Here is a 23,280-nt window from a genome sequence, read left to right on the forward strand (position 1 = left end):
CCCTCTTCCGTGGCCCGCGCGCCGTGTCGACCCGGCGGCCTCCCCGACCCGTCCGCTTTTCTCTCTTTTCTCGTTCTTCTCCGTTTTTCCGGCCGAAATCCCTTGCCCGCCGACCGGACGAGAGCGCACTCTGAGCGGACCAGCCACCCCCGTCCCGGAGGGTTGCTGCCGACGCCCCTTGGGTACGACCGCCTACGACCGATTTGTTCGTCCGATCGGCCTTGTCACGCGGGAGGGAACAGCATGATCTGGGAAGCGCTCGGCGCCGTGATCGTCGGATTCGCCATCGCCCTGTCCGCCCGGCGCTGGCTGCCCGAACGGTTCCCCGCGCACGCCCTCACGCTGGCCACCGGGCCGGTCGCCGCGCTGGTCGGCGCACTGCTGACCCACTCGATCCTGGGGCCCGGCCACCCCGTCCAGGCGATGCTGGCGGCGGTCGCCGTGGGCGCGGCGCTGCTGTCGGTCCTGGCGCGCCCGCCGCGCCGCCGGGCGCGCCGCCCGGCACCCGCGTTGAAGGGCCACCGGACGGCCTGAGGCCACCGGACGGCGCGTCGAGCCGCCCGGTGCCCCCTGGACCCGCGTCGGACCGGAGGTCAGGCCGCCAGGCCCAGCGCCGCCATCCGCTTGGTGTGCGCCTCGGTGATCCGCGAGAACATCCGGCCGACCTCGGCCAGGTCGAAGCCGTCGGCGACCCCGCCCACCAGCATCGTCGAGAGCGCGTCGCGGTCCGCGACCACCCGCTGGGCCTGCGAGAGCGCCTCGCCCATCAGGCGCCGCGCCCACAGCGCCAGCCGGCCGCCGACCCGCGGCTCGGCCTCGATGGCCGCCCGGACCTTCTCCACGGCGAAGGTCGCGTGCCCGGTGTCGTCCAGCACCGCCAGGACCAGATCGCGGGTGTCGGAGTCCAGCCGGGCCGCGACCTCGCGGTAGAAGTCGCTGGCGATCGAGTCGCCGACATACGCCTTGACCAGGCCCTCCAGCCAGTCCGAGGGCGCGGTCTGACGGTGGAACTCGTCCAGCGCGGCGGCGAACGGCTCCATCGCCTCGTTCGGTTCCGCCTCGATCTCCGCGAGCCGGTCCCGCAGCCGCTCGAAGTGGTGGAATTCGGCCGAGGCCATCTTGGCCAGTTCGGCCTTGTCGTCCATGGTCGGCGCGAGCTTGGCGTCCTCGGCCAGTCGCTCGAAGGCGGACAGCTCGCCGTACGCGAGCGCGCCCAGCAGATCGATCACAGCGGCCCGGTACTGCGGCTCGGTGGATGCCTGCTCCCAGTCCTGGGCGGCGATCCCGGTGTGTTCCTGCGCGTCGGCAGCGGCGTTGTCAGGCGTCTCCATGACCGGCACAATAGCCCGCCCGGCGCCCCGGGGAAGGCCCTGGTCAGCCACGTCCCGATCACCCGTACGAGCGGGAGTCCGGACCGGTGCGGCGCGCCGTGATGTATTCCTCACTCATACAACCCTTCGGATTCACGCGCGATATCCGGGGTACAGTGCTAAAGGACCCGCCGAGTATCGGTGGGTCGTTCCACGAAAGCGGATGCCCGGTCGGTGGCCCGATCGGCTCCAACCGACCGCCCTCCCCGCGGCGCGTACGAGACATACGCACAGCAGGAGGGACACCGCTCGCGGCGGGAGTGCCTGAGCGATGGCAGTGGTCCCGCGCCCGTCCGGCCCGTCAGGCCGGCACCGTACGAACCCGTACGAAGGCGCGGTACGACCCCCTTCGCCGCCTCCCACCGCGTCTCACAGAAGAGGCAAGATTCTGTCTACGTTCCGAGAACTCGGGATTTTCCCCGAGACCGCCGAGGCCCTGGAAGCCGTCGGCATCGTTTCCCCCTTTCCCATCCAGGAGATGACGCTCCCCGTCGCCCTTTCCGGTAACGACGTCATCGGCCAGGCCAAGACCGGCACCGGCAAGACGCTGGGCTTCGGCCTGCCGCTGCTGGAGCGGGTCACCGTCCCCGCCGATGTCGAGGCCGGGCGCGCGAAGCCCGAGCAGCTGACCGAGGCGCCCCAGGCCCTCGTGGTCGTACCGACCCGTGAGCTGTGCCAGCAGGTCACCAACGATCTGCTGACCGCCGGCAAGGTGCGCAACGTCCGGGTGCTCGCGATCTACGGCGGCCGGGCGTACGAGCCGCAGGTCGAGGCGCTGAAGAAGGGCGTCGACGTGGTCGTCGGCACGCCCGGCCGGCTGCTCGACCTGGCGGGCCAGAAGAAGCTCAGCCTGTCGCAGGTGCGCACCCTCGTCCTGGACGAGGCCGACGAGATGCTCGACCTGGGCTTCCTGCCCGACGTCGAGAAGATCATCCAGCTGCTGCCGGCCAAGCGGCAGACGATGCTGTTCTCGGCGACCATGCCCGGCCAGGTCATCTCCCTGGCCCGCCGCTACATGTCGCAGCCCACGCACATCCGCGCCACCGCGCCGGACGACGAGGGCGCGACGGTCGCCAACATCACCCAGCACGTCTACCGCGCCCACTCCATGGACAAGCCGGAGCTGGTCGCGCGCATCCTGCAGGCGGACGGCCGCGGCCTGGCGATGCTGTTCTGCCGTACGAAGCGGACCGCCGCCGACATCGCCGACCAGCTCGCCCGGCGCGGCTTCGCGTCCGGCGCGGTCCACGGCGACCTCGGCCAGGGCGCCCGCGAGCAGGCGCTGCGCGCCTTCCGCAACGGCAAGGTCGACGTCCTGGTCTGCACCGACGTCGCGGCCCGCGGTATCGACGTCGAGGGCGTGACGCACGTCGTCAACTACCAGTCCCCCGAGGACGAGAAGACCTATCTGCACCGCATCGGCCGGACCGGCCGCGCGGGCAACAAGGGCACCGCGATCACCCTCGTCGACTGGGACGACATCCCGCGCTGGAAGCTGATCAACAAGGCGCTGGACCTGTCCTTCGACGAGCCGGAGGAGACCTACTCCACCTCGCCGCACCTCTACGAGCAGCTCGGCATCCCCGAGGGCACCAAGGGCATCCTGCCGCGCGCCGAGCGCACCCGCGCCGGGCTGGCCGCCGAAGAGGTCGAGGACCTCGGCGAGACCGGTGGCCGCGGACGGGGCCGCCGGGGCGGGGCGCCGGCCGTCGAGGAGGAGCGTCCCCGCCGGACGCGTACGCCGCGGCAGCGGCGCCGTACCCGGAGCGGCTCCCTGGTGGACGACACGGCCGCTCCGGAGACGCAGGCGAACGAGGCGGTCGACGCCGCCGAGGGCACCGAGGCCGCTGCCGAGCCGCGGACGCCCCGGCGCCGGCGCCGGACCCGCGGGTCGGTGGCCGCCAGCGCCGCTGCCGAGGCCCGCGAGACGGCCGCCGCCACGGTCGCGGAGGCCCCGGCGGTCACGGCCGTCGTGGAGCCCGCCGCACCGGCAGCCGAGGAGACCTCGGCCGCCGCACCGCGCCGGCGCCGTACCCGCAGCGCCGCCAAGGCCGCCGTGGACGCGGTGAGCGAGGCGGCGACCGCGCCGGTGGAGACGGTCCAGGAGGCGGCCGCGGACGCCGTCGAGGCCAAGCCGAAGCGGACCCGCACCCGGAAGACCGCCGCCGCCAAGGCCGAGACCGCCCCGGCGGCCGACGCCGCGGACTCCGCGGACGCCGTGGAGGCCAAGCCGAAGCGGACCCGCACCCGGAAGACTGCCGCCGCCAAGGCCGAAGCCGCCGTGGACACCGCGGAGGGCACCACCGTCGAGGCGGAGGCCCAGGCCAAGCCGAAGCGGACGCGGAAGACCGCCGCCGCCAAGGCCGCCGAGGCCGGCGCCGCCGAGGAGGCCCCGGCGAAGCCCAAGCGGACCCGCACCCGGAAGACCGCCGCCGCCAAGGCCGAAGCCGCCCCGGCGGCCGACGCCCCGGACGCCGCGGAGGCCAAGCCGAAGCGGACCCGGAAGCGCGCCGCGGCCAAGCCCGCCGAGGCCGCGGAGACCGCTTCCGCGAGCTGACCCGGCACGGTTCGACGACGCACGACCCGGCCCCGCACCCCGCGGGCGCCGGGTCGTCGGCGTCCCGGGCGGAATGCACCCGCCCGCCCCGATAGCCTCGACCCCATGAGCAGGCCGCCCACCCTCGCCCTCCCCGCATGCGCCCGCGCCTACCGACTCGACACGGCGCGCGGTGCGTTCGCCGTGCACGACGCCCGCCCCGACGGCGCACCGATCGGCACCGCCCTCCTGGTGCCCGGATTCACCGGCAGCAAGGAGGACTTCATCGCCCTGTTGGCCCCGCTGGCCGCATCCGGTTTCCGGGCGGTCGCGGTGGACGGCCGGGGACAGCACGAATCCCCCGGCCCCCGCGATGAACCGGCCTACGCGCAAGCGGAGTTGGCCCTCGACGTCCTCGCGCAGGCGACTGCCGTACGGGACCCCGGCGGCGGTCCGCTGCATCTGCTGGGGCACTCGCTCGGCGGGCTGATCACCCGGGCCGCGGTGCTGCGCGACCCGGCGCCGTTCCGTTCGCTGACCGTGCTCAGCTCCGGGCCCGCCGCCATCGACGCGAACCAGCGGACGCGGGTGCGGATGCTGATCGAGGCGCTCGGCACGATGGACATGGAGCGGGTCTGGGAGGCGATGCGCGCGCTGGATCCTCCCCCGGCGAACGCTGACGGAACCCCCGTCCCGGCGGCGGACGAGGCGACGCCGACGGAGATCGGCGCGTTCCTGCGGCAGCGCTGGCTGAACACCGTCCCCGAGCAACTCATCGCGACCGGCCGGCAGATGCTGGCGGAGCCCGACCGGGTCGCCGAGCTGGCCCGCACCGGGCTGCCCACCCATGTCGTGTCCGGGGCCGTCGACTACGCCTGGCCGGTACGGCTGATGGACGAGATGGCCCGGCGGCTGGCCGCCCGGCGCACGGTCATCGAGGGCGCCGAGCACTCCCCCAACGCCGAACGCCCCGCGAAGACCGCCGAGGCGCTGGCGGGGTTCTGGAGCGAGGTGGGCTAGCCGGGGCCCGGGCGGGCCGGCGTACCGCCGCCCGGCCGGTGTCCGGCAGGACAGCGCCGGGCGGCTCGGCCAGCATCGGAAGGGGCGCCACCGGCGCCGCCCGGCACGAGCGGGAATCCCCGGCGCCACCGGCGCCCGGGGTCCCGCCACCGCCACCGCCAACGGCCGCCGGCCTCCGGCTTCGTACGAAGGGCAGGACACCGTATGACCCAGCAGCCATCCCAGGGCTTCGCCCTCAGCCGCACCTTCGAGGCGCCTTTGGAGCGGGTGTTCGCGGCCTGGACGACGCCGGAGCACTTCGCGCACTGGTTCGGCGGGGAGCTGGCGGTGCCGGTCGAGCGGATGACGATGGATGTCCGGCCGGGCGGCGTGTGGAGTCTGGTGATGCACACGCCGGACGGCGGTGAGCTGCCGTTCTCGGGTGTCTACCAGGAGGTCGCCGCCCCGGAGCGGCTGGTGTTCACCCTCAAGGACGCCTTCGCGCCGGAAGATGCCGCGGGCGAGACCGTACGGGTCGCCCTCGCCGCCCGCGGGGACCGTACGGAGATGGCGTTCCGCCAGGACGGCGGCAACCTCACCGCCGGGCAGTACCAGCAGGCGGAGGAGGGCTGGTCGGGCTTCTTCGACCGGCTCGCCGCACTCCTCGCCCGGGCCTGACCCGGCGGACCCTGACCCGGCGGACGGGGTCTAGTACTGCCCCTGCACGTGATCCCAGAATCCGTCGCGCAGCACCCGCCGCAGGTCGGCGTGGCCGCGCAGCGAGTGCCGGAGCATCGCCTCGGCGGCGGTGAGCAGCTCCTGGTCGACGGTGCCGGGCAGATACGGGTGGCCGGGCAGCAGCTCGGCGACCCAGGCCCGGCCGCGTTCCGCCAGCCACTGGGCGGCGACCCGCGCGCCCACGAAGCGGACCTCCTCGCGGGACGGCACCGGCCCCTCGCCGGCTCCCGCCTCGGGGCATTCGCCGGCCGTCCGCCGGGTGACGTACGGCTTGCAGAAGTCCAGGTCGAAGATGCGCGCGCTGTCGACCTCCCACATCAGCGGCTCGGCCTGGTTCCGCCCGCCGGGGGCCTCGATGCCCCACAGGTGCACCCGCGCGCCGTAGCCCTGCGCCGCCTCGACCGCCGAGACCAGGTCCTCGTCGCCCCCGATGAGCACCGCGTCGCTGATCGCGCGGTGCCGGGCCAGTGACTCCAGGTCGGTGCGGATCAGGGAGTCGACGCCCTTCTGCTGGTTGTTGGCGTTGAGGTTGCCGAGCCGGACCTTGACGTCGGGCAGCTCGGCGATCCGCTGCTGCTCCTGGGTGTGGATCCGGCGGCGGGCGCCGTCGTACCAGTACACGCGCAGCAGCCGGCTGTCCGGGAAGATCGTCCGCGCCTTGTCGATGAACGCCTCGATCAGCCCCTCCGCGTCCAGCTCGAACGTCTTGCGGTCCTCCGTGCCGGCGACCAGCCGGCCGGCAGCGGCGTAGACATAGCCCGCGTCGACGAAGACGGCATGGGTCGACGGGGTGGTGGCGACCTCGGCGAGGACCCGCGTGAGCAGCTCGTTGGTGCGCTCGACTCCGGCGGCGAGGGCGTCGAGTGCGGTGCGGTCAGTACTGCCCGTGGGCGGGACGTCGTTCATACCGCGACCCATTGTCCCGGCGCGCGCTCGGCGGGCACAAGCGCGCTGCCCGAAGCGGTCCGCACCGCCGATCCTTAGGCGATGAAAAAATTTCGTTAGCGTAGGGAATCATTTCAGCAGTAGCCTCGTTGTACCCATACGGAACGCCCGGCAACGAAGGCGGGCAAGTCCTGTCAATCAGTTCTCCGCAGGAGGATCAGACGAAGGGAGAAGCCGCATGCGCTTCGAGATCATGCGCCTGGACGATGCGGACGGCACCGCCGTGGACAGCACCGTCGTGGACGCCGCCTCCGTCAACCGGATCGTGCAGCAGGCCGCCGCCATAGGCCAGCGCATCTACATCCGCCCGGCCGACAACGCCGCCGCCCGTTAACCCCTGACGGCGCGCCCCGCCGAAAGACGCACGAGCGCCCCCGTACGCACTGGCCGTACGGGGGCGCCGCCGCGTCCGGGGCCCTCAGCTGCCGTGGATCACCTGGGTCACGCCGTTGATGATCTGCTGCACGGCGAGGGCGGAGAGCATCATGCCGGCGAGCCGCGTCACCAGCACCACCCCGCCGTCCTTGATCACGCGGATGATCACCAGCGAGAACCGCATCACCAGGTACAGCACCACGTGGATCGCCGCGATCGCCGCCCAGACGGAGATCTGCGCGGCGACGCCGTGCGCGTGCTGCACCGCGAGGATCACCGACACGATCGCGCCCGGCCCGGCCAGCAGTGGCATGCCGAGCGGCACCAGCGCCACGTTGACGTCCTTGGTCTGGGTGGGCTCCTCCGACTTGCCGGTCAGCAGGTCGAGCGCCACCAGCAGGAGCAGCAACCCGCCGGCGATCATCAGCGCGGGCGTGGAGATGTGCAGCCGCCCGAGGATCTGCTGACCGAAGAGGCCGAAGACGGCGATGACGCCGAAGGCGACGGCGGCGGCCTGCCAGGCCATCCGGCGCTGCACCTTGGCCGGGCGGCCGGAGGTCAGGGCGAGGAAGATCGGGGTGATACCCGGCGGGTCCATGATCACAAACAGCGTGACAAAGAGGGTACTGAAGACGGCGACGTCGAACACGGTGCTGGCCTTGCGGGAGTGGTACAGGACGTACCGGATGAACAGGATGATCAGGACACCGCGTGGCGGACGGCAACGGCCCGCCAGCCGCGGCGAGTTGAGGATGCTCGGCAGCGGCGCCCGGCCGGGAGGCACGGGACGCCGTACGGCGGCCGGACGATCCGGCCGGCGCCCGTCGGCTCAGCCGCCGGTGCCGGGAACGGGAAACGCGCCGGTGGCCCGGCGCACGATCTCGCCGTAGATCTCGGGATCGGTGGTGCAGTCGCCGAGGCGACAGGTCTTGCGGCTGCCGTGGTAGTCGCTGGAGCCGGTGGTCAGCAGCCCGAGTTCGGCGGCCAGGCCGCGCAGCCGGGCGCGGGTCGGGGCGTCGTGGTCCATGTGGTCGACCTCGATGCCGTCGAGACCGGCCGCGGCCAGGTCGGCTATCGCGCTCTCCGGGACGCAGCTGCCGCGCTTGACGGCCAGCGGGTGCGCGAAGACGGTGACCCCGCCCGCGGCCCTGACGAGCCGGATGGCGTCGAACGGGTCGAGCTCGTGCTTCTCCACGTACGCCCGGCCGTCGTTGGCCAGCCACTGCGAGGTGAAGGCGTCGGACACCGAGCCGACGACGCCCAGCTCGACCAGGGCGGTGGCGATGTGCGGGCGCCCCACGGCGCCGTCGCCGGCGATCCGCGCCACGTGCTCCCAGGTGATCGGCACCCCGAGGTCGCGCAACTTGCCGACCATGGCGCGGGCGCGCGGCACCCGGTCGTCCCGGACGAGCTCCCGCTCGCGGGCGAGCTCCGGCTCTCCGGGGTCGAAGAGGTAGGCGAGCAGGTGCAGGCTGACGCCGTCGAGCCGGCAGGAGAGCTCGGCGCCGGTGACCAGCGTCAGCCCCTCGGGCAGCGCGGCCCGCGCCTCGGCGTGGCCGCCGACGGTGTCGTGGTCGGTCAGCGCGACGACGTCCAGACCGGCGCGTGCGGCGTTGCGCACCAGCTCGGCGGGGGTGTCCGTACCGTCGGAAGCCGTGGAGTGGGTGTGCAGGTCGATACGCACGGCACGGACTCCAGACTGCTGCGGGACGGATACGGGGGCGGGGACGGCGGACGGGCGCCGGGCCGCGGGACACCGTAAGGACTACTCGTGACTACCGGGGACTACAGAAGGATACCGGGCGGCCGGACATGCCCGCGTCAGCCGATCATCCGGCACCCGGGACCGCCGGTCAGCTCAGGATGCGCGGCGACAGCGCGCCGCACGGCAGAAGATCCACTTCGGCGCCCGCCTCGCGCAGATCGGTCAGCACCAGCTCGTCGTACATCAGCACCCCCGACCGCTCGGGCCAGGCGATCGCCCACAGCCACAGCCCTCGCGCCTCGCCCGCGAAGACCGCGCGGTCCGTGGGGGCGCCGTCGACATGCCACATCGGGGTGGGCCGGCCGGCGGCCAGCACCTTGGCGTGCGGCGACTTCTCCACGCACATGCGGGAGCCGGGGTCCAGGCCGTCGATACCGGCGTAACGGGCACCGAGGCCGACGCCCAGTTCCTCGGCGACCAGCAGGAGTTCACCGGGGCCGCCGAGCGGGCCGGGCCCCGAGCAGGCCACGGCGGTGGCCCGGCCGCCGCTGCGGTCGTCGCCCGCGCAGGCCACGCCCGTGAACAGCCAGCCGACGGGCAGCGGCCAGGGCATCCACACGGGCACCTGCGCGCGGTGCACGACAACGCCGAGCGCCTCGACACTCGGCGGGACGACCGGCTGGAGCGGGTGCACGGTGCCGTGTGCGGCGCACTGCCAGGTATCGGAAAAGAGACCGGGCGCCCGCACCCGGCCTCCGCACTTCGGGCAACTGGGTTCGCCCCTCATAAGGACCAACGGTCCTCCTGGGCCGCCGTCCCGTCAAGGACGATCACTCGACCGGTGTGCCCCGAATCACGTACCCGGCCGCACACTTGGCCGGATTCCCCACCCCGCGCCCCGCCACCCCGAAAAACTGGTTGCCGCTTACATTCATCGGGGCGGCCAACTCGATATGTGCATAGGCCAACGATCGATGGACGTGGTTGGCGAACCGGTCGGGTTCCGGGCCGGCCGGGGACTGGGCAACGCGCCCGGGGCGTGCTGCCCGCGGTCTTCTCGGTGACGCGGCGCGCCCGGTCGCCGGCGCCGGGGCTGTTCGCCAACTCCTGGTCCCCGTAAGCGATCCGGCGCCCCGTCCGCGGTGCGCGCCACGGGTGGGGTGGACCGCCGCCGGGCCCCGGGTCAGTCCAGCGGCACGCTTCGGCGCAGCGGATCCCGCAGATCCGTCCCCTGCTGGAGCCAGCGCTCCTCCAGGGCCTCGGCGCCGTGCACCCGCTTCCAGGCGGCCTCGTTCGGTGTCATCGGCAGCAGCGGCAGGAACCGCACCGGCTCCATCGGCTCGTCCAGCTCCAGATCCCCGACCAGTCCGCCGGGCGCGCTCACCAGAACGGAGGTGAACGGCGCCCCCGGCCACAGCGGATCGCCCACGTCCAGCGAGGCTCCCGGTGCCACGACCACGCCCTCGACCTGCGGGGACGCGGCGAGCACGGCCAGCGGGCGGAGCACCTTGTCGGTGTCGGCGCGGCCGGCCCGTACGGACAGCACGAGTTCGGCGCGGGGACCGTGTACAGGGTCAGCGATGACGACGGTGGGGTCGGCCATCGGCTGGGCGGACATCCCGAGCGTCGCGTAGCGGACCACGTCGCCGTCCACGAAGCGGAGGACCTCGATGCGGTCGGTGCCGAGGAAGGTGATGGCGGCGCGGGCGTCCGGTTCGCCCAGGGCCGTACGCAGCCGGGCCTCGACCAGCTCAAGAACGTCAGACATACCGCGAGCATAGGCACAGCCCCGTGCGACGGCTTCGGCGGCGTCACGGGTGTGCGGGGTCCGCGGCGATCGTAGGGAACGAGCAAAGGCGAGCGGGGGCCCGGCGGGCGGCTGATAGCCTTGCCGTCTGGTCAGGGAATGACGTCGTCCCCCAACGGGGACCGGCCGGAGGAGGTGGGGCTGCGGTGGATCCGAGTCGACCGTGCAGTACCGATAGTTCTCCTGTCGTCCCTCCCGCGCAGCGAATCTCCTGAGTCCGAGAGCTTCCGTACCCCGCCGTTCGGCGGTGAAACCGTGAAGTGCCTTTGCGCCGGATGCAGATGACGGAAGAGCGCCTTCGACTCTTACTTCCGTGATGTCCGCGAACTGCCGTCAGTAGTCCCCGCACGGAGCGCCGCCCGCTTTGCGGACGTACGGCCGATGACGCCTCGTACGTCCACGTTCCGGGCAGCGTTGCGCCCCGCGCCCGCCGCTGACGGTCGGCCCGAAGGAGCCTGCCATGTCGATGATCCGCGACCTGCGCGCCGCCGTCCGCCCGTCCCGGCGCCGTGAGGACTCCGAGTCCGTCGCCCCGGCGTGCGCCAACAGCGCGATCGTGGACTGCGGCGTCTACCGCGAGGGCCACCGGGTGCGCAAGCACCTCTCCCCGGCAGAGGCGATGGCCAGCGTGCGGGCCGACGGCGGCTTCGCCTGGATCGGGCTGCACGAGCCGACCGAGGCCGAATTCGCCGGTATAGCCCAGGAGTTCGGGCTGCATCCGCTCGCCGTCGAGGACGCGGTCCACGCCCACCAGCGGCCCAAGCTGGAGCGCTACGACGACACCCTGTTCACGGTCTTCAAGACGGTCCACTACGTCGAGCACACCGAACTGACCGCGACCAGCGAGGTCGTGGAGACCGGCGAGGTGATGTGCTTCATCGGGCGGGACTTCATCGTCACCGTGCGGCACGGCGGCCAGGGCTCGCTGCGGGCGCTGCGGCACCGGCTCCAGGACGACCCCGAACTCCTCGCCAAGGGCCCGTCCGCCGTGCTGCACGCCATCGCCGACCAGGTCGTCGACGGCTATATCGCGGTGGCCGGCGCGGTGCAGGACGACATCGACGAGGTCGAGATCGACGTCTTCAGCTCGGCCACCACCGGCAGGGGCGCGGGCGGCAAGGGCTCCGCCACCCGGGGCGGCGACGCCGGGCGGATCTACCAACTCAAGCGCGAGGTGCTGGAGTTCAAGCGCGCGGTGTCGCCGCTGCTGCGGCCGATGCAGCTGCTGAGCGAGCGCCCGATGCGGCTGGTCGACGCCGACATCCAGAAGTACTTCCGGGACGTCGCCGACCACCTGGCGCGGGTCAACGAACAGGTGCTGTCCTTCGACGACCTGCTCAACTCCATCCTCCAGGCCAACCTGGCGCAGGCCGCGGTCGCGCAGAACGAGGACATGCGCAAGATCACCGCCTGGGCCGCGATCTTCGCCGTACCGACGATGATCGCGGGTATCTACGGCATGAACTTCCAGTACATGCCGGAGCTGCACTGGAAGTACGGGTACCCGGCGATGATGCTGGTCACGGTCGCCATCTGCACCGGAATCCACCGCGGGTTCAAGAGGAACGGGTGGCTGTGAGACGGCGGCGTCCCACCCGCTGGGCGCCGCCGGGCGGCCGGCGGACCGCCGGTTAGGCTGAACCGTATGACGGAGACCGTGTCGCAGGCCCTGCAGGATCGGGCGCTCATCGAAGAGGCCACGAAGAAGTCCGGCCTCATCTGGGTGCGCGGCACGACCGGGCCGGCGCGGGCGCTGTGGCACGTGTGGCACGACGGGGCCGCCTGCCTCGTCGGCGGCGGCAGCGGCGAGCAGCCGCTGGACGATCTGGGCCTCGCCGACGGCGGAACGGCGACGGTCACCGTACGCAGCAAGGACAAGGGCGGCCGGCTGGTCGCCTGGCAGGCCCGGGTCCACGAACCGGCGCCGCGCAGCGAGGCGTGGCTGGCCGCCGTCGAGGAGCTGAGGGGCAAGCGGCTCAACGCGCCGGACGCGGACACCCTCACGGAGCGCTGGGCGCGCGAGTGCCGGGTACTGCGGCTGGAGCCGGCCGGCGGGGCGGTGCAGCGCCCCGGGCTGATGCCCGACGACGCGCAGGCCGCGCCGCCGCTGGCGTCGCCCGCGACCACCCGGCGGCCGGTTCCCGCCGCGCTGCCGAAGCTGCTGCGCCGGGGCCGCAGGGGCTGACCCGACGGCCCGCCGCGGTCAGCCGGTCCCGGAGATCTGCTTGCCGAGGTCGACGGTCTGGCCGGCGTCGGGGGTCTTCAGGTCCACGCTCTTGCCCCAGTCGTCGAGCCGGACCTCACCGGCGCCGCCCGCCCGCCGGAGCCGCAGCGGGTACGGGGTGCCTTCCAGGGAGACGTCCAGGGTGCCGCCGGAGCCGGAGCCGGCGGTGAGCCGGACGGTGCGGACGCCGTCGAGGCTGCCGTGTTCGCCGACGGCCACTGCGCCGTGCAGCCCGAGGAGCCCGGCGAGCAGGGTGTCCTTGTCGGTGAAACCGCTGAAGCGCTGGTAGACGGGGTCGGTGGCGGGCACCTTGACGTACTTGCCGCCGAGCTTGGCGGCGGTCGCGGACGCGGGCCCCGAACCGCTCTTCTCGCCGGCCCAGAACGCCGCGTCCGCCTTCAGGTAGAGCGCGTCGCCGACCCGCAGCAGTTGGAAGCCGGCGCCCTTGGTGGACAGCTCGCCGCGCGCGCCGTTCTTCGCCAGGCGCATGTCCAGCTTGTAGGTGCCGCCCTGGCTCACGACGTTCCCGGAGAGGTGGACCGAGTCCGCGCCCTTGGCCGCGGCCTGCGCCTTGGACTCGATGGTCGCGGCCGGCAGCTTGCCCACCCCGTTCGTGCCGGCGTCCGGGTCCTGTGCGCCGCACCCCGCCAGCACCGCGGTCAGCGCCGCGCACACCGCCGCCACCCGCGCCGCCCGCCCCGTACGCGGGGGTGCGGCCGACGGCCGGGGACGGGTGGCCGGGGGGATTGCAGTCACGTCGGCTCTGCCTCCTGATGCGGGTGACCTCGACAGCAGACCGCAGCGTACCTGGGCCGTACACGCGTTTCCGCCGGATGTGTGGCGGCCACCATACGGCCGTTTCCGCCGGGCCGGGGGCAACCGGTGCGCGTTAGCCTGAACCCGAACCAGTGCGGCATTACGGGTCAACAGCGGCCCGTTCCGAAGCATGTGCATGGACCGGACGGACGGAACGAAAGGGAGAAGGGCGGCGCTCTGCATGGCGGTGGTCACCCCCCGGGTCTTCGTCTCCCATCTCTCCGGCATCGCCGTGTTCGACCCCAACGGCGACCAGGTCGGCCGGCTGCGCGACCTGGTCGCACTGCTCCGGGTCGGCGCCCAGCCGCCGCGGCTGCTCGGGCTCGTCGTCGAGGTGATCAGCCGGCGCCGGATCTTCCTGCCCATGACCCGGGTGACCGGCGTCGAGTCCGGCCAGGTCATCACCACCGGTGTCGTCAACATGCGGCGCTTCGAGCAGCGGGCGTCCGAGACGCTGGTGTTCGGCGAGCTGCTGGACCGGCGGGTGCGGCTGGTCGACACCGGCGAGGACGTCACCGTCCTCGACATCGGCATCACCCAGCTGCCGGCCCGCCGCGACTGGGAGATCGACAAGGTCTTCGTACGGCGCGGGAAGGGCGGGCCGCTGCGCCGCAAGGGAGAGACGCTGACCGTCGAGTGGTCGGCGGTGACCGGGTTCTCGCGGGAGGAGCACGGGCAGGGCGCGGAGAACCTGCTGGCCACCTTCGAGCAGCTGCGCCCCGCCGACCTGGCCGGCGTGCTGCACCACCTCTCCCCCAAGCGGCGCGCCGAGGTCGCCGCCGCGCTCGACGACGACCGGCTGGCCGACGTCCTGGAGGAGCTGCCGGAGGACGACCAGGTCGAGATCATCGGCAAGCTGAAGGACGAGCGGGCCGCCGACGTCCTGGAGGCGATGGACCCCGACGACGCCGCCGACCTGCTCTCCGAGCTGCCCGAGGAGGAGAAGGAGCGGCTGCTGACCCTGATGCGCCCGGAGGAGGCGGCGGACGTCCGGCGGCTGATGGCTTATGAGGAGCGCACCGCGGGCGGTCTGATGACCACCGAGCCGATCGTGCTGCGGCCGGACGCGACCGTCGCGGACGCGCTGGCCCGGGTGCGCGACCCGGACCTCTCCCCGGCGCTCGCCGCCCAGGTGTACGTCTGCCGGCCGCCGGACGAGACGCCCACCGGCAAGTACCTGGGCCTGGTGCACTTCCAACGGCTGCTGCGCGACCCGCCGTTCACCCTCGTCAGCTCCATCGTGGACACCGATCTGCCGGCACTGCCGCCGGACACCCCGCTGCCCGAGGTGACCAGCTACCTCGCCGCGTACAACATGGTCGCGGCGCCGGTGGTGGACGAGAGCGGGGCACTGCTGGGCGCGGTCACCGTCGACGACGTCCTGGACCACCTGCTGCCGGAGGACTGGCGGGAGACCGAGCTGCACCGCGCCCCGCCGGCCGGGCTGACCGACGTACGGGCGCACGGGGAGGCCGACGATGGGCGCTGAGGAGCGGGAGGGCGCCCGCGAGCGGCGGGCGAACGGCGCCTCGGCGCTGCGCCGGGGCGGCGCCGGCGAGCGGCACCCGGAGCGCCGCCGGGTGCGCCTGGACCTGCCACGGGTGCCGCGCCGTACGTTCTTCCCGGAGTACGACCCGGAGGCGTTCGGGCGGATGTCCGAGAAGATCGCCCGCTTCCTGGGGACCGGCCGGTTCATCGTCTGGATGACGGTCGCCATCATCCTGTGGATCGGCTGGAACGTCACCGTGCCGGGCCATCTGCGGTTCGACAACTACCCGTTCATCTTCCTGACCCTGGCGCTGTCCCTCCAGGCGTCGTACGCGGCGCCGCTGATCCTGCTGGCCCAGAACCGGCAGGACAACCGCGACCGGGTCACCCACGAGCAGGACCGCAAGCAGAACGAGCGCTCCATCGCCGACACCGAGTACCTGACCCGGGAGATCGCGGCACTCCGGCTGGGCCTGGGCGAGGTCGCCACCCGCGACTGGATCCGCTCCGAACTGGAGGACCTGCTGCGGGAGCTGGAACTGCGGCAGATGATCGACGCGGAGAGTGACGAACGCGACCGCTGACGGGGCTTTCCGGAGGCCCCCTCGGGCGCCGTACCATCGGGTCATGGCCAACGACACTGCCCCCACCGCCGGCGCACCGAGCGAGGACGCGATCCGCGACGCGCTCGCGACGGTGAACGACCCCGAGATCCACCGCCCCATCACCGAGCTGGGGATGGTCAAATCGGTGGACATCGCGGCGGACGGCGCGGTGGCGGTCGTGGTCTACCTCACGGTCTCCGGCTGCCCGATGCGCGAGACGATCATCAGCAGCGTGCGCGAGGCCGTCGAGCGGGTGCCCGGTGTCACCAGCGCGGGCGTCGAGCTGGAGGTGATGAGCGACGAGCAGCGGCGCGAGCTGACGGCCTCGCTGCGCGGCGGCACGGCCGAGCGCGAGGTGCCCTTCGCCCAGCCCGGCTCGCTGACCCGGGTCTACGCGGTGGCTTCCGGCAAGGGCGGCGTCGGCAAGTCCTCGGTGACCGTCAACCTCGCCGCGGCGATGGCCGCCGACGGGCTCAAGGTCGGTGTCGTGGACGCCGACATCTACGGCCACTCCGTGCCCCGGATGCTGGGCGCCGACGGGCGGCCCACCCAGGTCGAGAACATGATCATGCCCCCGTCGGCGAACGGCGTGAAGGTCATCTCGATCGGCATGTTCACCCCCGGCAACGCCCCCGTCGTCTGGCGCGGCCCGATGCTGCACCGCGCCCTCCAGCAGTTCCTCGCCGACGTGTACTGGGGCGACCTGGACGTCCTCCTGCTGGACCTGCCCCCGGGCACCGGCGACATCGCCATCTCGGTGGCCCAGCTGGTGCCGAACGCCGAGATCCTGGTGGTCACCACCCCGCAGCAGGCCGCCGCCGAGGTCGCCGAGCGGGCCGGTTCGATCGCCGTGCAGACCCACCAGAAGATCGTCGGCGTCGTGGAGAACATGTCCGGGCTGCCCTGCCCGCACTGCGACGAGATGGTCGACGTCTTCGGCACCGGCGGCGGCGAGCGGGTGGCCGAGGGCCTGACGAAGACGACCGGCGCCCAGGTCCCGGTGCTCGGCTCCATCCCGATCGACGTCCGGCTGCGCGAGGGCGGCGACGAGGGCAAGCCGGTGGTGCTCACCGATCCCGACTCCCCCGCCGGCTCCGCGATCCGCGCCATCGCCGGCAAGCTGGGCGGCCGGCAGCGCGGCCTGGCCGGCATGTCCCTGGGGATCACCCCGCGCAACAAGTTCTGACGGCCGGGGAGCCGGCCACCGCGCTCCCTCCCGTACGACTCCGCGGGACCCTCTGGACCGCGGAAAGGGCGGACCCGCCGTCGGGTCCGCCCTTTCCCCTGCCTCCGGCTCAGCCCGCGTACGCGCTCAGGTCCTTGATCACCGAGAAGCCGAGGCCGTACGCGCTCATCCCCCGCCCGTACGCGCCGAGGTGCACGCCCTGTGCTCCGTCCACACCGGACGTGCCGGCCAGCACCCAGCCGTACTCGGACTCCCGGTAACAGAACGGCGTCGGCTCCCCGTCCACCGGGAGCATCAGCTCGCTCCAGCTCTCGCCTTCGAGGTCGTCGGCCAGCTCCCAGGCGATCATCGTCTGCTGGTCCAGCCAGTCCTGACGCAGCGACCGGTCCATCTGGGTCGGCCAGGTGTGCGCCAGCAGCCCGGCCCCGGCGAGCCAGGCGGCGGTGGAGACGGAGGTGGCCTCCAGGACACCGGTGCCGTCGGCGCTGCGCCGTACGGGCCGGCTGGCGACCGTCACCACCACCGCGAACCGCTCCGATGCCTGGGTCTCCACCTTGATGGTCGGCTCCGCGCCGTGCCCCGTCGCGCCGTGCTCGACGGTGCCGTCCGCGGCCGAGCCGACCTGCATCAGCCACCGTGGTCCGGTGTACGCCTCGTCGAGGCCGTACCACGGGAATGCGGCCAGCAGATAGCCGTCGGCCTTCCGGCCGACATCGGCGGACACCTCTTGGGTGACTGTCCGACTCGTCGTCTCCATCTGCGCGGAGCCTCCTTGTTGCCCTTCGTCGTGGGCGGCCCGCCCCCCTCAGGCGACCTCACCCCGGACTCCGGGAGCATAGCCAGTGCGGTCAACACAGCCGGGCATACAGAAGTATCAGGTGGCGTCGGCGTCGAACGGCGGAGACTCGCGGTGGGCCGGGTCCGCGCCCTTCTTGAGCAGGTCGGGGCGGCTGGCGGCACCGGCCGGCGACTCCTCGGAGAGGTGCGGACGGGAGCCGTTGGAGGGAGCGGACGAAGCCGTCGAGGCCGCCGCGGAGACCGAGGTGGACTCCCGGACGGCGTCGGTGACCTCGGCCATCTCCTTCTTCAGGTCGAGGCCGTTGCGCAGCTCCTGGAGCTCCTTGAGGCCGTACTCGTCCTTCTCCAGGACGTGCTTGCGCACGAAGTTCCTGGGCTTGAGGTCCTCGAACTCGAAGTCCTTGAACTCCGGGCCCAGCTCGCTGCGGATGTCCTCCTTGGCGCTGTCGGAGAACGCCCGGACCTTGCGGATGAACCCGGTCACGTCCTGGATGACCTTGGGCAGCTTGTCCGGCCCGAAGATGAGCACCGCGAGGACCACGATCGCAATCAGCTCCAGGGGTCCTATGTCGAAGAACACCTTGCGACTCCTTGGGTAATCCGCGGCCTTCGAGGGCCTATGGGCCTGGCCACCTCTCACGGTACCTGGCTCGATACGTCGGGCGGGAGTCGCCCGCACCAACACCGTACAAACGATCAGCCCTGGCTTGAGGAACCCAGTGTGAGCCGAACGGACCGCTCCCTGCCGCCCCGCTGAAGCGTCAGAGTGAGCAGGTCACCGGGCCGGTGGCTGCGGATCTTGACGATCAGCTCCTGGCCGCTGTGTATCGGCACACCGTCCACCTGCGTGATCACGTCCCCCACCTTGATACCGGCCTTCGCACCCGGCCCGCCGGGGACGATCGGCGGCTTGCCGTCCTTGGTGCGGTCGCTGACCCGGGCGCCGTCCCCGGCGTACTCCATCTCCAGCGTGACCCCGATCACCGGGTGGGTGGCCCGGCCGGTGTTGATCAGCTCCTCGGCCACCCGCTTGGCCTGATTGATGGGTATGGCGAAGCCCAGGCCGATGCTGCCGCCCTGGCCGCCGGCGCCGTCCAGCCCGCCGGTGCCGCTGTCCGCGGCCCGGATCGCGCTGTTGATGCCGATCACCCGGGCCTCGCCGTCGACCAGCGGACCGCCCGAATTGCCCGGGTTGATGGGTGCGTCGGTCTGCAGCGCGTCGACGTACGACACATCGCTTCCGTCGCCCTTCTGCCCGCCGGCGGTGATCGGCCGCTGCTTGGCGCTGATGATCCCGGAGGTGACGGTGTTGGCGAGGTCGTAGGGCGCCCCGATCGCCACCACCGGATCGCCGACCTGCGCCGCGTCCGAGTCGCCCAGCGTCAGCGGACGCAGCCCGGTGACGCCGTCCACCTGCACGACGGCGAGGTCGTAGCCGCCGTCCTTTCCGACGACCCGCGCCTTGGCCGTCTGCCCGCCGCTGAACGTCACCGATATCGCGCCACCCGATCCGGCCGCTGCGACGACGTGGTTGTTGGTCAGGATGTGGCCCTGCCGGTCGAGGACGAACCCGGTGCCGGTGCCCTGCTCGGCGTTGCCCCGGACGTGCAGCGTCACCACGCCGGGCAGCGCCGCCCGCGCGATCCCGGCGACGCTCTGCGGGCTGCGGCTGCCCTGCTCGCCCGTCGCCTGCGGCAGCTTGATGTCGTCGATCCCGCCGTTCCGCTCGATGTACGCGCCGACGCCGCCGCCGGCCCCGCCCGCCAGCAGCGCGAGCACCACGGCGCCGACCGCCATCGGGACGCGCCGGCCGCGCCCGGCCCGCGGCGGCACGGCGGCCGGACCGCCGTGCAGGGGCGCGCTCCAGGGGTCGTACTGCTGCCAGGCACCCGGGGCGGCGGGCGGCCGGAGCGGCGGGGGCGCGGCGGCGTACGGGGCGGCCGGAGGCGCGGGGCGGGGGCCGCCGTCGCCGGGGTGCGGGACGAAGGCGCCCTCCGCGGGCTCGTGCGTCAACTGCGGGCCGGAGGGCGCCGGCGCGGGCGCGACCAGGGCTTCTGGAGCGGGCGGGTGCGGGCCGCCGGGGTGCGGTGCGGCGTTCTGCGGTGCGGCGGGGGCCGGTACGGGGCCGCCGGCCTTCAGGAGCTGCGGCCCGGGAGCGCCGGCCGGCGCGGCCGGGCGGGGGTGCGGGGCGTCGGCGGCCGCGGTCCCCGCCTCCGGCGGGAGCGCGGTGCCGTGTGCGGGGGTCGCCATCGGCCGCTGCACCAGCGGCGCGGGCGCCCACGGCCCGGGACCGCCGTACGGGGGCGTGCCGTACGGGTCCTCGGGGTGCAGCGGCTGCGGGCGCCGGGGCGCATCGCCGGCGGCTTCGGCGGGAACGGGGGGCTGGGGCTGCGGGTCGGCGGCGCCGCGCGGTGCGGGCTCCGCTGGCGGGTGGGGCTGCGCCTCGTCCGGGGCCCCCGCGGGCACCTGACCGAGCGTCACGGTGGCGGCCTCGCGCTCCGCACGGGGCGCCGCGGCCTCCTGCTCCGGACCCGTCACGGCCGGTGCCGGGTCCGCCGCCGGGCCCGGTATCGCCCCCGGCGCGGCGGTCAACTCCGGTGCCTCAGAAGCCTGTTCGGCCGCTGCGGCGGTATCCGCCGGGGCCTCGGCGGCCGTCACGTCGGCCGCCGCAGCCGCTCCGGCCGCGGGACCGGCGCTCCGCCGCGCCTCGGGCCGGTCGGCCTCGGCGGGCGGCTGCGGGCTCGGGGTGTGCCCCGGCCGGCTCCACCACTTCAGCTTCGGGCCGGCGGCCCCAGCGTCGTCCATGCTCTCCCCAACAATTCGCCCGCGGTCACGCGCGGGCCAACGCCACCCGGGGGCGTCCGGCGACAGGCCCCGGGGGCACGCGCCCGCACAAGAGCGCGCCGCCCGACAGGGATTCAACCAGCTCCGCGCGCAACTGCGCAGATCCCGGTCAGTGCGAACCGCGGGCGACGGGTCCGGCGGAGGGCGCCGAGCCGAGCAGGGGCCGCATCGGCTCCAACGGCGGGAGCGGGCTCCGACCGGCGAAGGCGGTACCGGTCGTGACGGTCAGCGGTGCGAAGCCGTACGCCGACGCCGGACCGGTGGCGGCTATCAAAGGCGCGAGGCCGAAGCGTCCGGGCGCCGGGCCGGCCACCGGGACGCCGTCCGACGGGCGGCTCCCGCCCGGGGCGTACAGCGCCATGGCGCTGGGGGCCGGGGCGATGGTCGGGTCGCCCACCGCGGGCCAGGCGCCGGGACGCGGTCCCCGGGTCGTTGGGAACTCGTCGCGGGACAGCGGGACGACACCGGCCGCGGGGCTGGCGCTGAGCGGGGTGACGGCGCTGCCGCTGCCCTCGGCACGGGGGCCGGGGGCATCGACGGCCGCCTCCAACGGGAGGGCGCCGCCGAGCGCGAAGGCGGCCAGCGAGACCGCGCCGGCCGCCGCGAAGGCGAACCGGCGGCGCTGCGGTCCGCCGCGCTCCGGCTCCTGCACCCGGAAGCCGCGCGCCCGCGGCTGCGGGGGGACGGCGGCCATGGCCGGGCCGAGGTGGTTCTCCGACGGGAGGTAGCGGAACGAGCCGCCGCCGCGGGCGAATTCACCGCGCCCGAACGTGCCGGTGCCGAGCCGGCTGCCGGGGCCGCCGGCGTCGCCGCCGGGCAGCTGCTGAAGGCGCGCCAGCAGCCCCTCGGACGGGCCGGGGGGCGCGGTCTGCGCGAATACGTTCTTCAGCCGACGCTGGGCGTCGGCCTCCGCCTTGCACTTACCGCACGTCGCGAGGTGCGCCAGCACCCGCTCGCGCGCGTCGTGCCCCAGTTCGCCGTCGACCAGGGCCGCGAGGCGGTCGCCGAGATGCTGCTCGGCGGGGGACGGACCGCCACTGCCGCTCACGCGATTCCGACCTCCCTTGTGGGCACCACGGCCAGCGACCGCTGTTCCTCGCGCTCCTCGGCGCGCGCCGCCGGGGAGCGGTGCTTGAGCGCCTTGCGCAGGTGGGACCGGCCGCGGTGGATCCGGCTGCGGACCGTGCCGAGCTTGACACCGAGGGTCGCGGCGATCTCCTCGTACGACAGGCCCTCGATGTCGCAGAGCACCACGGCGGCGCGGAACTCGGGCGCGAGGGTGTCCAGCGCCTGCTGGACGTCGGCGTCGAAGTGGGTGTCGTTGAAGTGCTGCTGCGGGGAGGGCTCGCGGCTGGGGAGCCGCTCGGCGGCGTCGTCACCGAGCGCGTCGAAGCGGATGCGCTGGCGGCGGCGGACCATGTCCAGGAAGAGGTTGGTGGTGATGCGGTGCAGCCAGCCCTCGAACGTGCCGGGGGTGTACGTCGACAGCGAGCGGAAGACGCGGACGAACACCTCCTGGGTCAGGTCCTCGGCGTCGTGCTGATTGCCGGTGAGGCGGTACGCGAGGCGGTAGACCCGGGCGCTGTGTGTGCTGACGATCTCCTCCCACGTGGGCGGGGTCCACGCCTGGGCATCCGGGGTGTCGGCGAAGGTCGCGGTGCGTGCGTCGGCGATGGGGGCCCCTCCCCTGGCCTTGGGGCCGTGAGGGCGGAAGCGGTCAGCGGTGTTGGTCACGGATTTCGGCTCGGCGAACGACCGTCGCAAGCGCCTGCGCACTCTTCGGTCACCCGCCGCAGCCGCACCTCCCCTGGTGGCTCTGGTGGTGTCCAGTAGAGCCCCTACCATATCCACCTCGCCCGTTAGCTCCGGATAAGCAGTTTTGACCAGCATTTGGTGCTGCTTCTGTTCCTGCGGTGTCTCTCGCCTGGCGTCTTGCGCGGTATTCACCGGTGCGTCCCCCCGTCTCTCCCCCTGCCCTTTCCTAACGCCCGGTCCCATCTGCGGGTTCCCGCACACAGCGGATACAGTCACGGTTGCGTCAACTACGGGGACAGGAGAGGGCCATTACCGGCAACCGGCAGACGAACTTGGCATTCGCCGAGGCGTACGGCGCCGGGACCATCGACGAGGCCGCCGACGACGCTCTGCGCTGGTCTCGCGCCCGCGCCCGGGAGGCCGGGATCCGCGCGGTGACGACCGGCACCGGCGCGGCCCTGCGGTTGCTCGCCGCCACCGCGGACGCCAAGGCGGTCGCCGAGATCGGCACCGGCACGGGGGTGTCCGGCATCTATCTCCTGCACGGCATGCGCCCCGACGGCGTGCTGACCACCGTGGACCTCGAACCGGAGCGGCAGGCGTTCGCCAAGCAGGCGTTCCGCGCGGCGGGCTTCGCCGGGAACCGCGCCCGCTTCATCCCCGGCCGGGCTCTCGACGTCCTGCCGCGCCTCGCGGACGGCGGCTACGACCTCGTCTTCTGCGACGGCGACCTCATGGAGTGCCTCGAATACCTCGCTGAATCGTTGCGGCTGCTGCGCCCCGGCGGCCTGGTGTGCTTCCAGGGCGTCTTCGCGGACGGCCGTACCGTCGATTCCGCGGAGCAGCCGGCGGAGGTGCTGCGGCTGCGCGAACTGCTGCGGGCCATACGGGAGAGCACCGTGCTGGTACCGGCCCTGCTGCCGGTGGGCGACGGGCTGCTCTGCGCGGTCAAGCGCGGCTGAACCGCGGCGGAGCACCGGCACGACCGCGAAGGACCGCCGTGAGAAGACGGCCGCGAAGAACGGCGGACCGCACGGACCACGAAGACGATTCGGCCCCGGGGGGGGGGGGGGGGGGGGGGGGGGGGGG

Annotated in this window: 23 protein-coding genes; 11 read left to right on the forward strand and 12 right to left on the reverse strand. The window is 73.4% G+C overall.

The genetic code is table 11. The annotated features are described in order from the left end of the window. The first annotated feature begins 243 nt into the window (after positions 1-243). A complete protein-coding gene (locus tag ACO1BR_RS15925; RefSeq protein WP_426795712.1) occupies positions 244-534 on the forward strand; it encodes a hypothetical protein in 291 nt (96 codons plus the stop codon). Between the two features lie 59 nt (positions 535-593). Here ACO1BR_RS15925 and ACO1BR_RS15930 read toward each other — a convergent pair whose 3' ends face one another. Next, entirely contained in the window at positions 594-1,331 is a 738-nt protein-coding gene (locus ACO1BR_RS15930) for a ferritin-like fold-containing protein (protein WP_159508175.1), read from the reverse strand. Between the two features lie 517 nt (positions 1,332-1,848). Between ACO1BR_RS15930 and ACO1BR_RS15935 the strand changes: the two genes are divergently transcribed. The 3 genes from ACO1BR_RS15935 (at position 1,849) to ACO1BR_RS15945 (ending at position 5,583) form a co-directional block, all read left to right on the forward strand. Next, positions 1,849-3,927 (forward strand): DEAD/DEAH box helicase, encoded by a 2,079-nt coding sequence (locus ACO1BR_RS15935; protein ID WP_426795713.1) that lies wholly within the window; start codon positions 1,849-1,851, stop codon positions 3,925-3,927. A 105-nt stretch (positions 3,928-4,032) separates the two neighbouring features. After that, entirely contained in the window at positions 4,033-4,926 is an 894-nt protein-coding gene (locus ACO1BR_RS15940) for an alpha/beta fold hydrolase (protein ID WP_426795714.1), read from the forward strand. A gap of 204 nt (positions 4,927-5,130) precedes the next feature. After that, complete coding sequence (locus ACO1BR_RS15945) at positions 5,131-5,583, forward strand: SRPBCC family protein (RefSeq protein WP_426795715.1); 453 nt, start codon at positions 5,131-5,133, stop codon at positions 5,581-5,583. A 30-nt stretch (positions 5,584-5,613) separates the two neighbouring features. Here ACO1BR_RS15945 and ACO1BR_RS15950 read toward each other — a convergent pair whose 3' ends face one another. Further along, positions 5,614-6,549, reverse strand: coding sequence for an NYN domain-containing protein (locus tag ACO1BR_RS15950; protein WP_426795716.1), 936 nt, complete (start codon positions 6,547-6,549; stop codon positions 5,614-5,616). Positions 6,550-6,766: 217 nt separating this feature from the next. On the opposite strand from ACO1BR_RS15950, the gene ACO1BR_RS15955 reads away from it, so the two are divergent. Further along, positions 6,767-6,922, forward strand: coding sequence for a hypothetical protein (locus tag ACO1BR_RS15955; protein ID WP_426795717.1), 156 nt, complete (start codon positions 6,767-6,769; stop codon positions 6,920-6,922). An 84-nt stretch (positions 6,923-7,006) separates the two neighbouring features. On the opposite strand, the gene ACO1BR_RS15960 is transcribed toward ACO1BR_RS15955, so the two are convergent. The 4 genes from ACO1BR_RS15960 to ACO1BR_RS15975 form a co-directional block, all read right to left on the reverse strand. After that, positions 7,007-7,612, reverse strand: coding sequence for a MarC family protein (locus ACO1BR_RS15960; RefSeq protein WP_426795866.1), 606 nt, complete (start codon positions 7,610-7,612; stop codon positions 7,007-7,009). 180 nt (positions 7,613-7,792) lie between these two features. Further along, complete coding sequence (locus ACO1BR_RS15965) at positions 7,793-8,647, reverse strand: PHP domain-containing protein (protein WP_426795718.1); 855 nt, start codon at positions 8,645-8,647, stop codon at positions 7,793-7,795. A gap of 169 nt (positions 8,648-8,816) precedes the next feature. Beyond that, a complete protein-coding gene (locus ACO1BR_RS15970; RefSeq protein WP_426795719.1) occupies positions 8,817-9,455 on the reverse strand; it encodes a DUF6758 family protein in 639 nt (212 codons plus the stop codon). A 396-nt stretch (positions 9,456-9,851) separates the two neighbouring features. Continuing rightward, a complete protein-coding gene (locus tag ACO1BR_RS15975; protein WP_426795720.1) occupies positions 9,852-10,436 on the reverse strand; it encodes a suppressor of fused domain protein in 585 nt (194 codons plus the stop codon). A 499-nt stretch (positions 10,437-10,935) separates the two neighbouring features. Here ACO1BR_RS15975 and ACO1BR_RS15980 point away from each other — a divergent pair, with 499 nt between their 5' ends. Both ACO1BR_RS15980 and ACO1BR_RS15985 read left to right on the forward strand, forming a co-directional pair. Continuing rightward, positions 10,936-12,054, forward strand: coding sequence for a magnesium and cobalt transport protein CorA (locus ACO1BR_RS15980; RefSeq protein WP_426795721.1), 1,119 nt, complete (start codon positions 10,936-10,938; stop codon positions 12,052-12,054). 66 nt (positions 12,055-12,120) lie between these two features. After that, positions 12,121-12,660, forward strand: coding sequence for a hypothetical protein (locus tag ACO1BR_RS15985; RefSeq protein WP_426795722.1), 540 nt, complete (start codon positions 12,121-12,123; stop codon positions 12,658-12,660). A gap of 18 nt (positions 12,661-12,678) precedes the next feature. Here ACO1BR_RS15985 and ACO1BR_RS15990 read toward each other — a convergent pair whose 3' ends face one another. Further along, positions 12,679-13,455, reverse strand: a complete 777-nt coding sequence (locus tag ACO1BR_RS15990; RefSeq protein ID WP_426795723.1) for a hypothetical protein — start codon at positions 13,453-13,455, stop codon at positions 12,679-12,681. Between the two features lie 241 nt (positions 13,456-13,696). On the opposite strand from ACO1BR_RS15990, the gene ACO1BR_RS15995 reads away from it, so the two are divergent. Genes ACO1BR_RS15995 through ACO1BR_RS16005 form a run of 3 tightly spaced genes read left to right on the forward strand, consistent with a single transcriptional unit; the run spans position 13,697 to position 16,794 of the window. Then, positions 13,697-15,004, forward strand: coding sequence for a magnesium transporter MgtE N-terminal domain-containing protein (locus ACO1BR_RS15995; RefSeq protein WP_426795724.1), 1,308 nt, complete (start codon positions 13,697-13,699; stop codon positions 15,002-15,004). Beyond that, positions 14,994-15,587 (forward strand): DUF1003 domain-containing protein, encoded by a 594-nt coding sequence (locus ACO1BR_RS16000; protein WP_426795725.1) that lies wholly within the window; start codon positions 14,994-14,996, stop codon positions 15,585-15,587. The genes ACO1BR_RS15995 and ACO1BR_RS16000 overlap by 11 nt, the downstream gene beginning before the upstream one ends. A gap of 43 nt (positions 15,588-15,630) precedes the next feature. Next, the gene (locus ACO1BR_RS16005; RefSeq protein ID WP_426795726.1) at positions 15,631-16,794 is read left to right on the forward strand and encodes an Mrp/NBP35 family ATP-binding protein; all 1,164 of its coding nucleotides are present in this window, start codon (positions 15,631-15,633) and stop codon (positions 16,792-16,794) included. Positions 16,795-16,903: 109 nt separating this feature from the next. Here the strand turns inward: ACO1BR_RS16005 and ACO1BR_RS16010 are convergent, their stop codons facing one another. From ACO1BR_RS16010 to sigE, 5 genes are all read right to left on the reverse strand, one after another. Continuing rightward, a complete protein-coding gene (locus ACO1BR_RS16010) occupies positions 16,904-17,551 on the reverse strand; it encodes a hypothetical protein (RefSeq protein ID WP_426795727.1) in 648 nt (215 codons plus the stop codon). 117 nt (positions 17,552-17,668) lie between these two features. Beyond that, positions 17,669-18,172: a sec-independent translocase gene (locus ACO1BR_RS16015; RefSeq protein ID WP_426795728.1), complete on the reverse strand. Its 504-nt coding sequence runs from the start codon at positions 18,170-18,172 to the stop codon at positions 17,669-17,671. A 116-nt stretch (positions 18,173-18,288) separates the two neighbouring features. Further along, positions 18,289-20,397, reverse strand: a complete 2,109-nt coding sequence (locus tag ACO1BR_RS16020; RefSeq protein ID WP_426795729.1) for a trypsin-like peptidase domain-containing protein — start codon at positions 20,395-20,397, stop codon at positions 18,289-18,291. Between the two features lie 148 nt (positions 20,398-20,545). After that, complete coding sequence (locus ACO1BR_RS16025; protein WP_426795730.1) at positions 20,546-21,484, reverse strand: zf-HC2 domain-containing protein; 939 nt, start codon at positions 21,482-21,484, stop codon at positions 20,546-20,548. Then, a complete protein-coding gene (gene sigE, locus ACO1BR_RS16030) occupies positions 21,481-22,170 on the reverse strand; it encodes an RNA polymerase sigma factor SigE (RefSeq protein ID WP_426795731.1) in 690 nt (229 codons plus the stop codon). The genes ACO1BR_RS16025 and sigE overlap by 4 nt, the downstream gene beginning before the upstream one ends. A 299-nt stretch (positions 22,171-22,469) precedes the next feature. Between sigE and ACO1BR_RS16035 the strand changes: the two genes are divergently transcribed. Beyond that, positions 22,470-23,153, forward strand: coding sequence for an O-methyltransferase (locus tag ACO1BR_RS16035; protein WP_426795732.1), 684 nt, complete (start codon positions 22,470-22,472; stop codon positions 23,151-23,153). The last annotated feature ends 127 nt before the right edge of the window (positions 23,154-23,280 follow it).

Origin of the sequence: Streptomyces sp. YGL11-2, assembly GCF_050054615.1 — a bacterium.
In the GTDB taxonomy this organism is placed as follows: Bacteria; Actinomycetota; Actinomycetes; order Streptomycetales; family Streptomycetaceae; genus Streptomyces.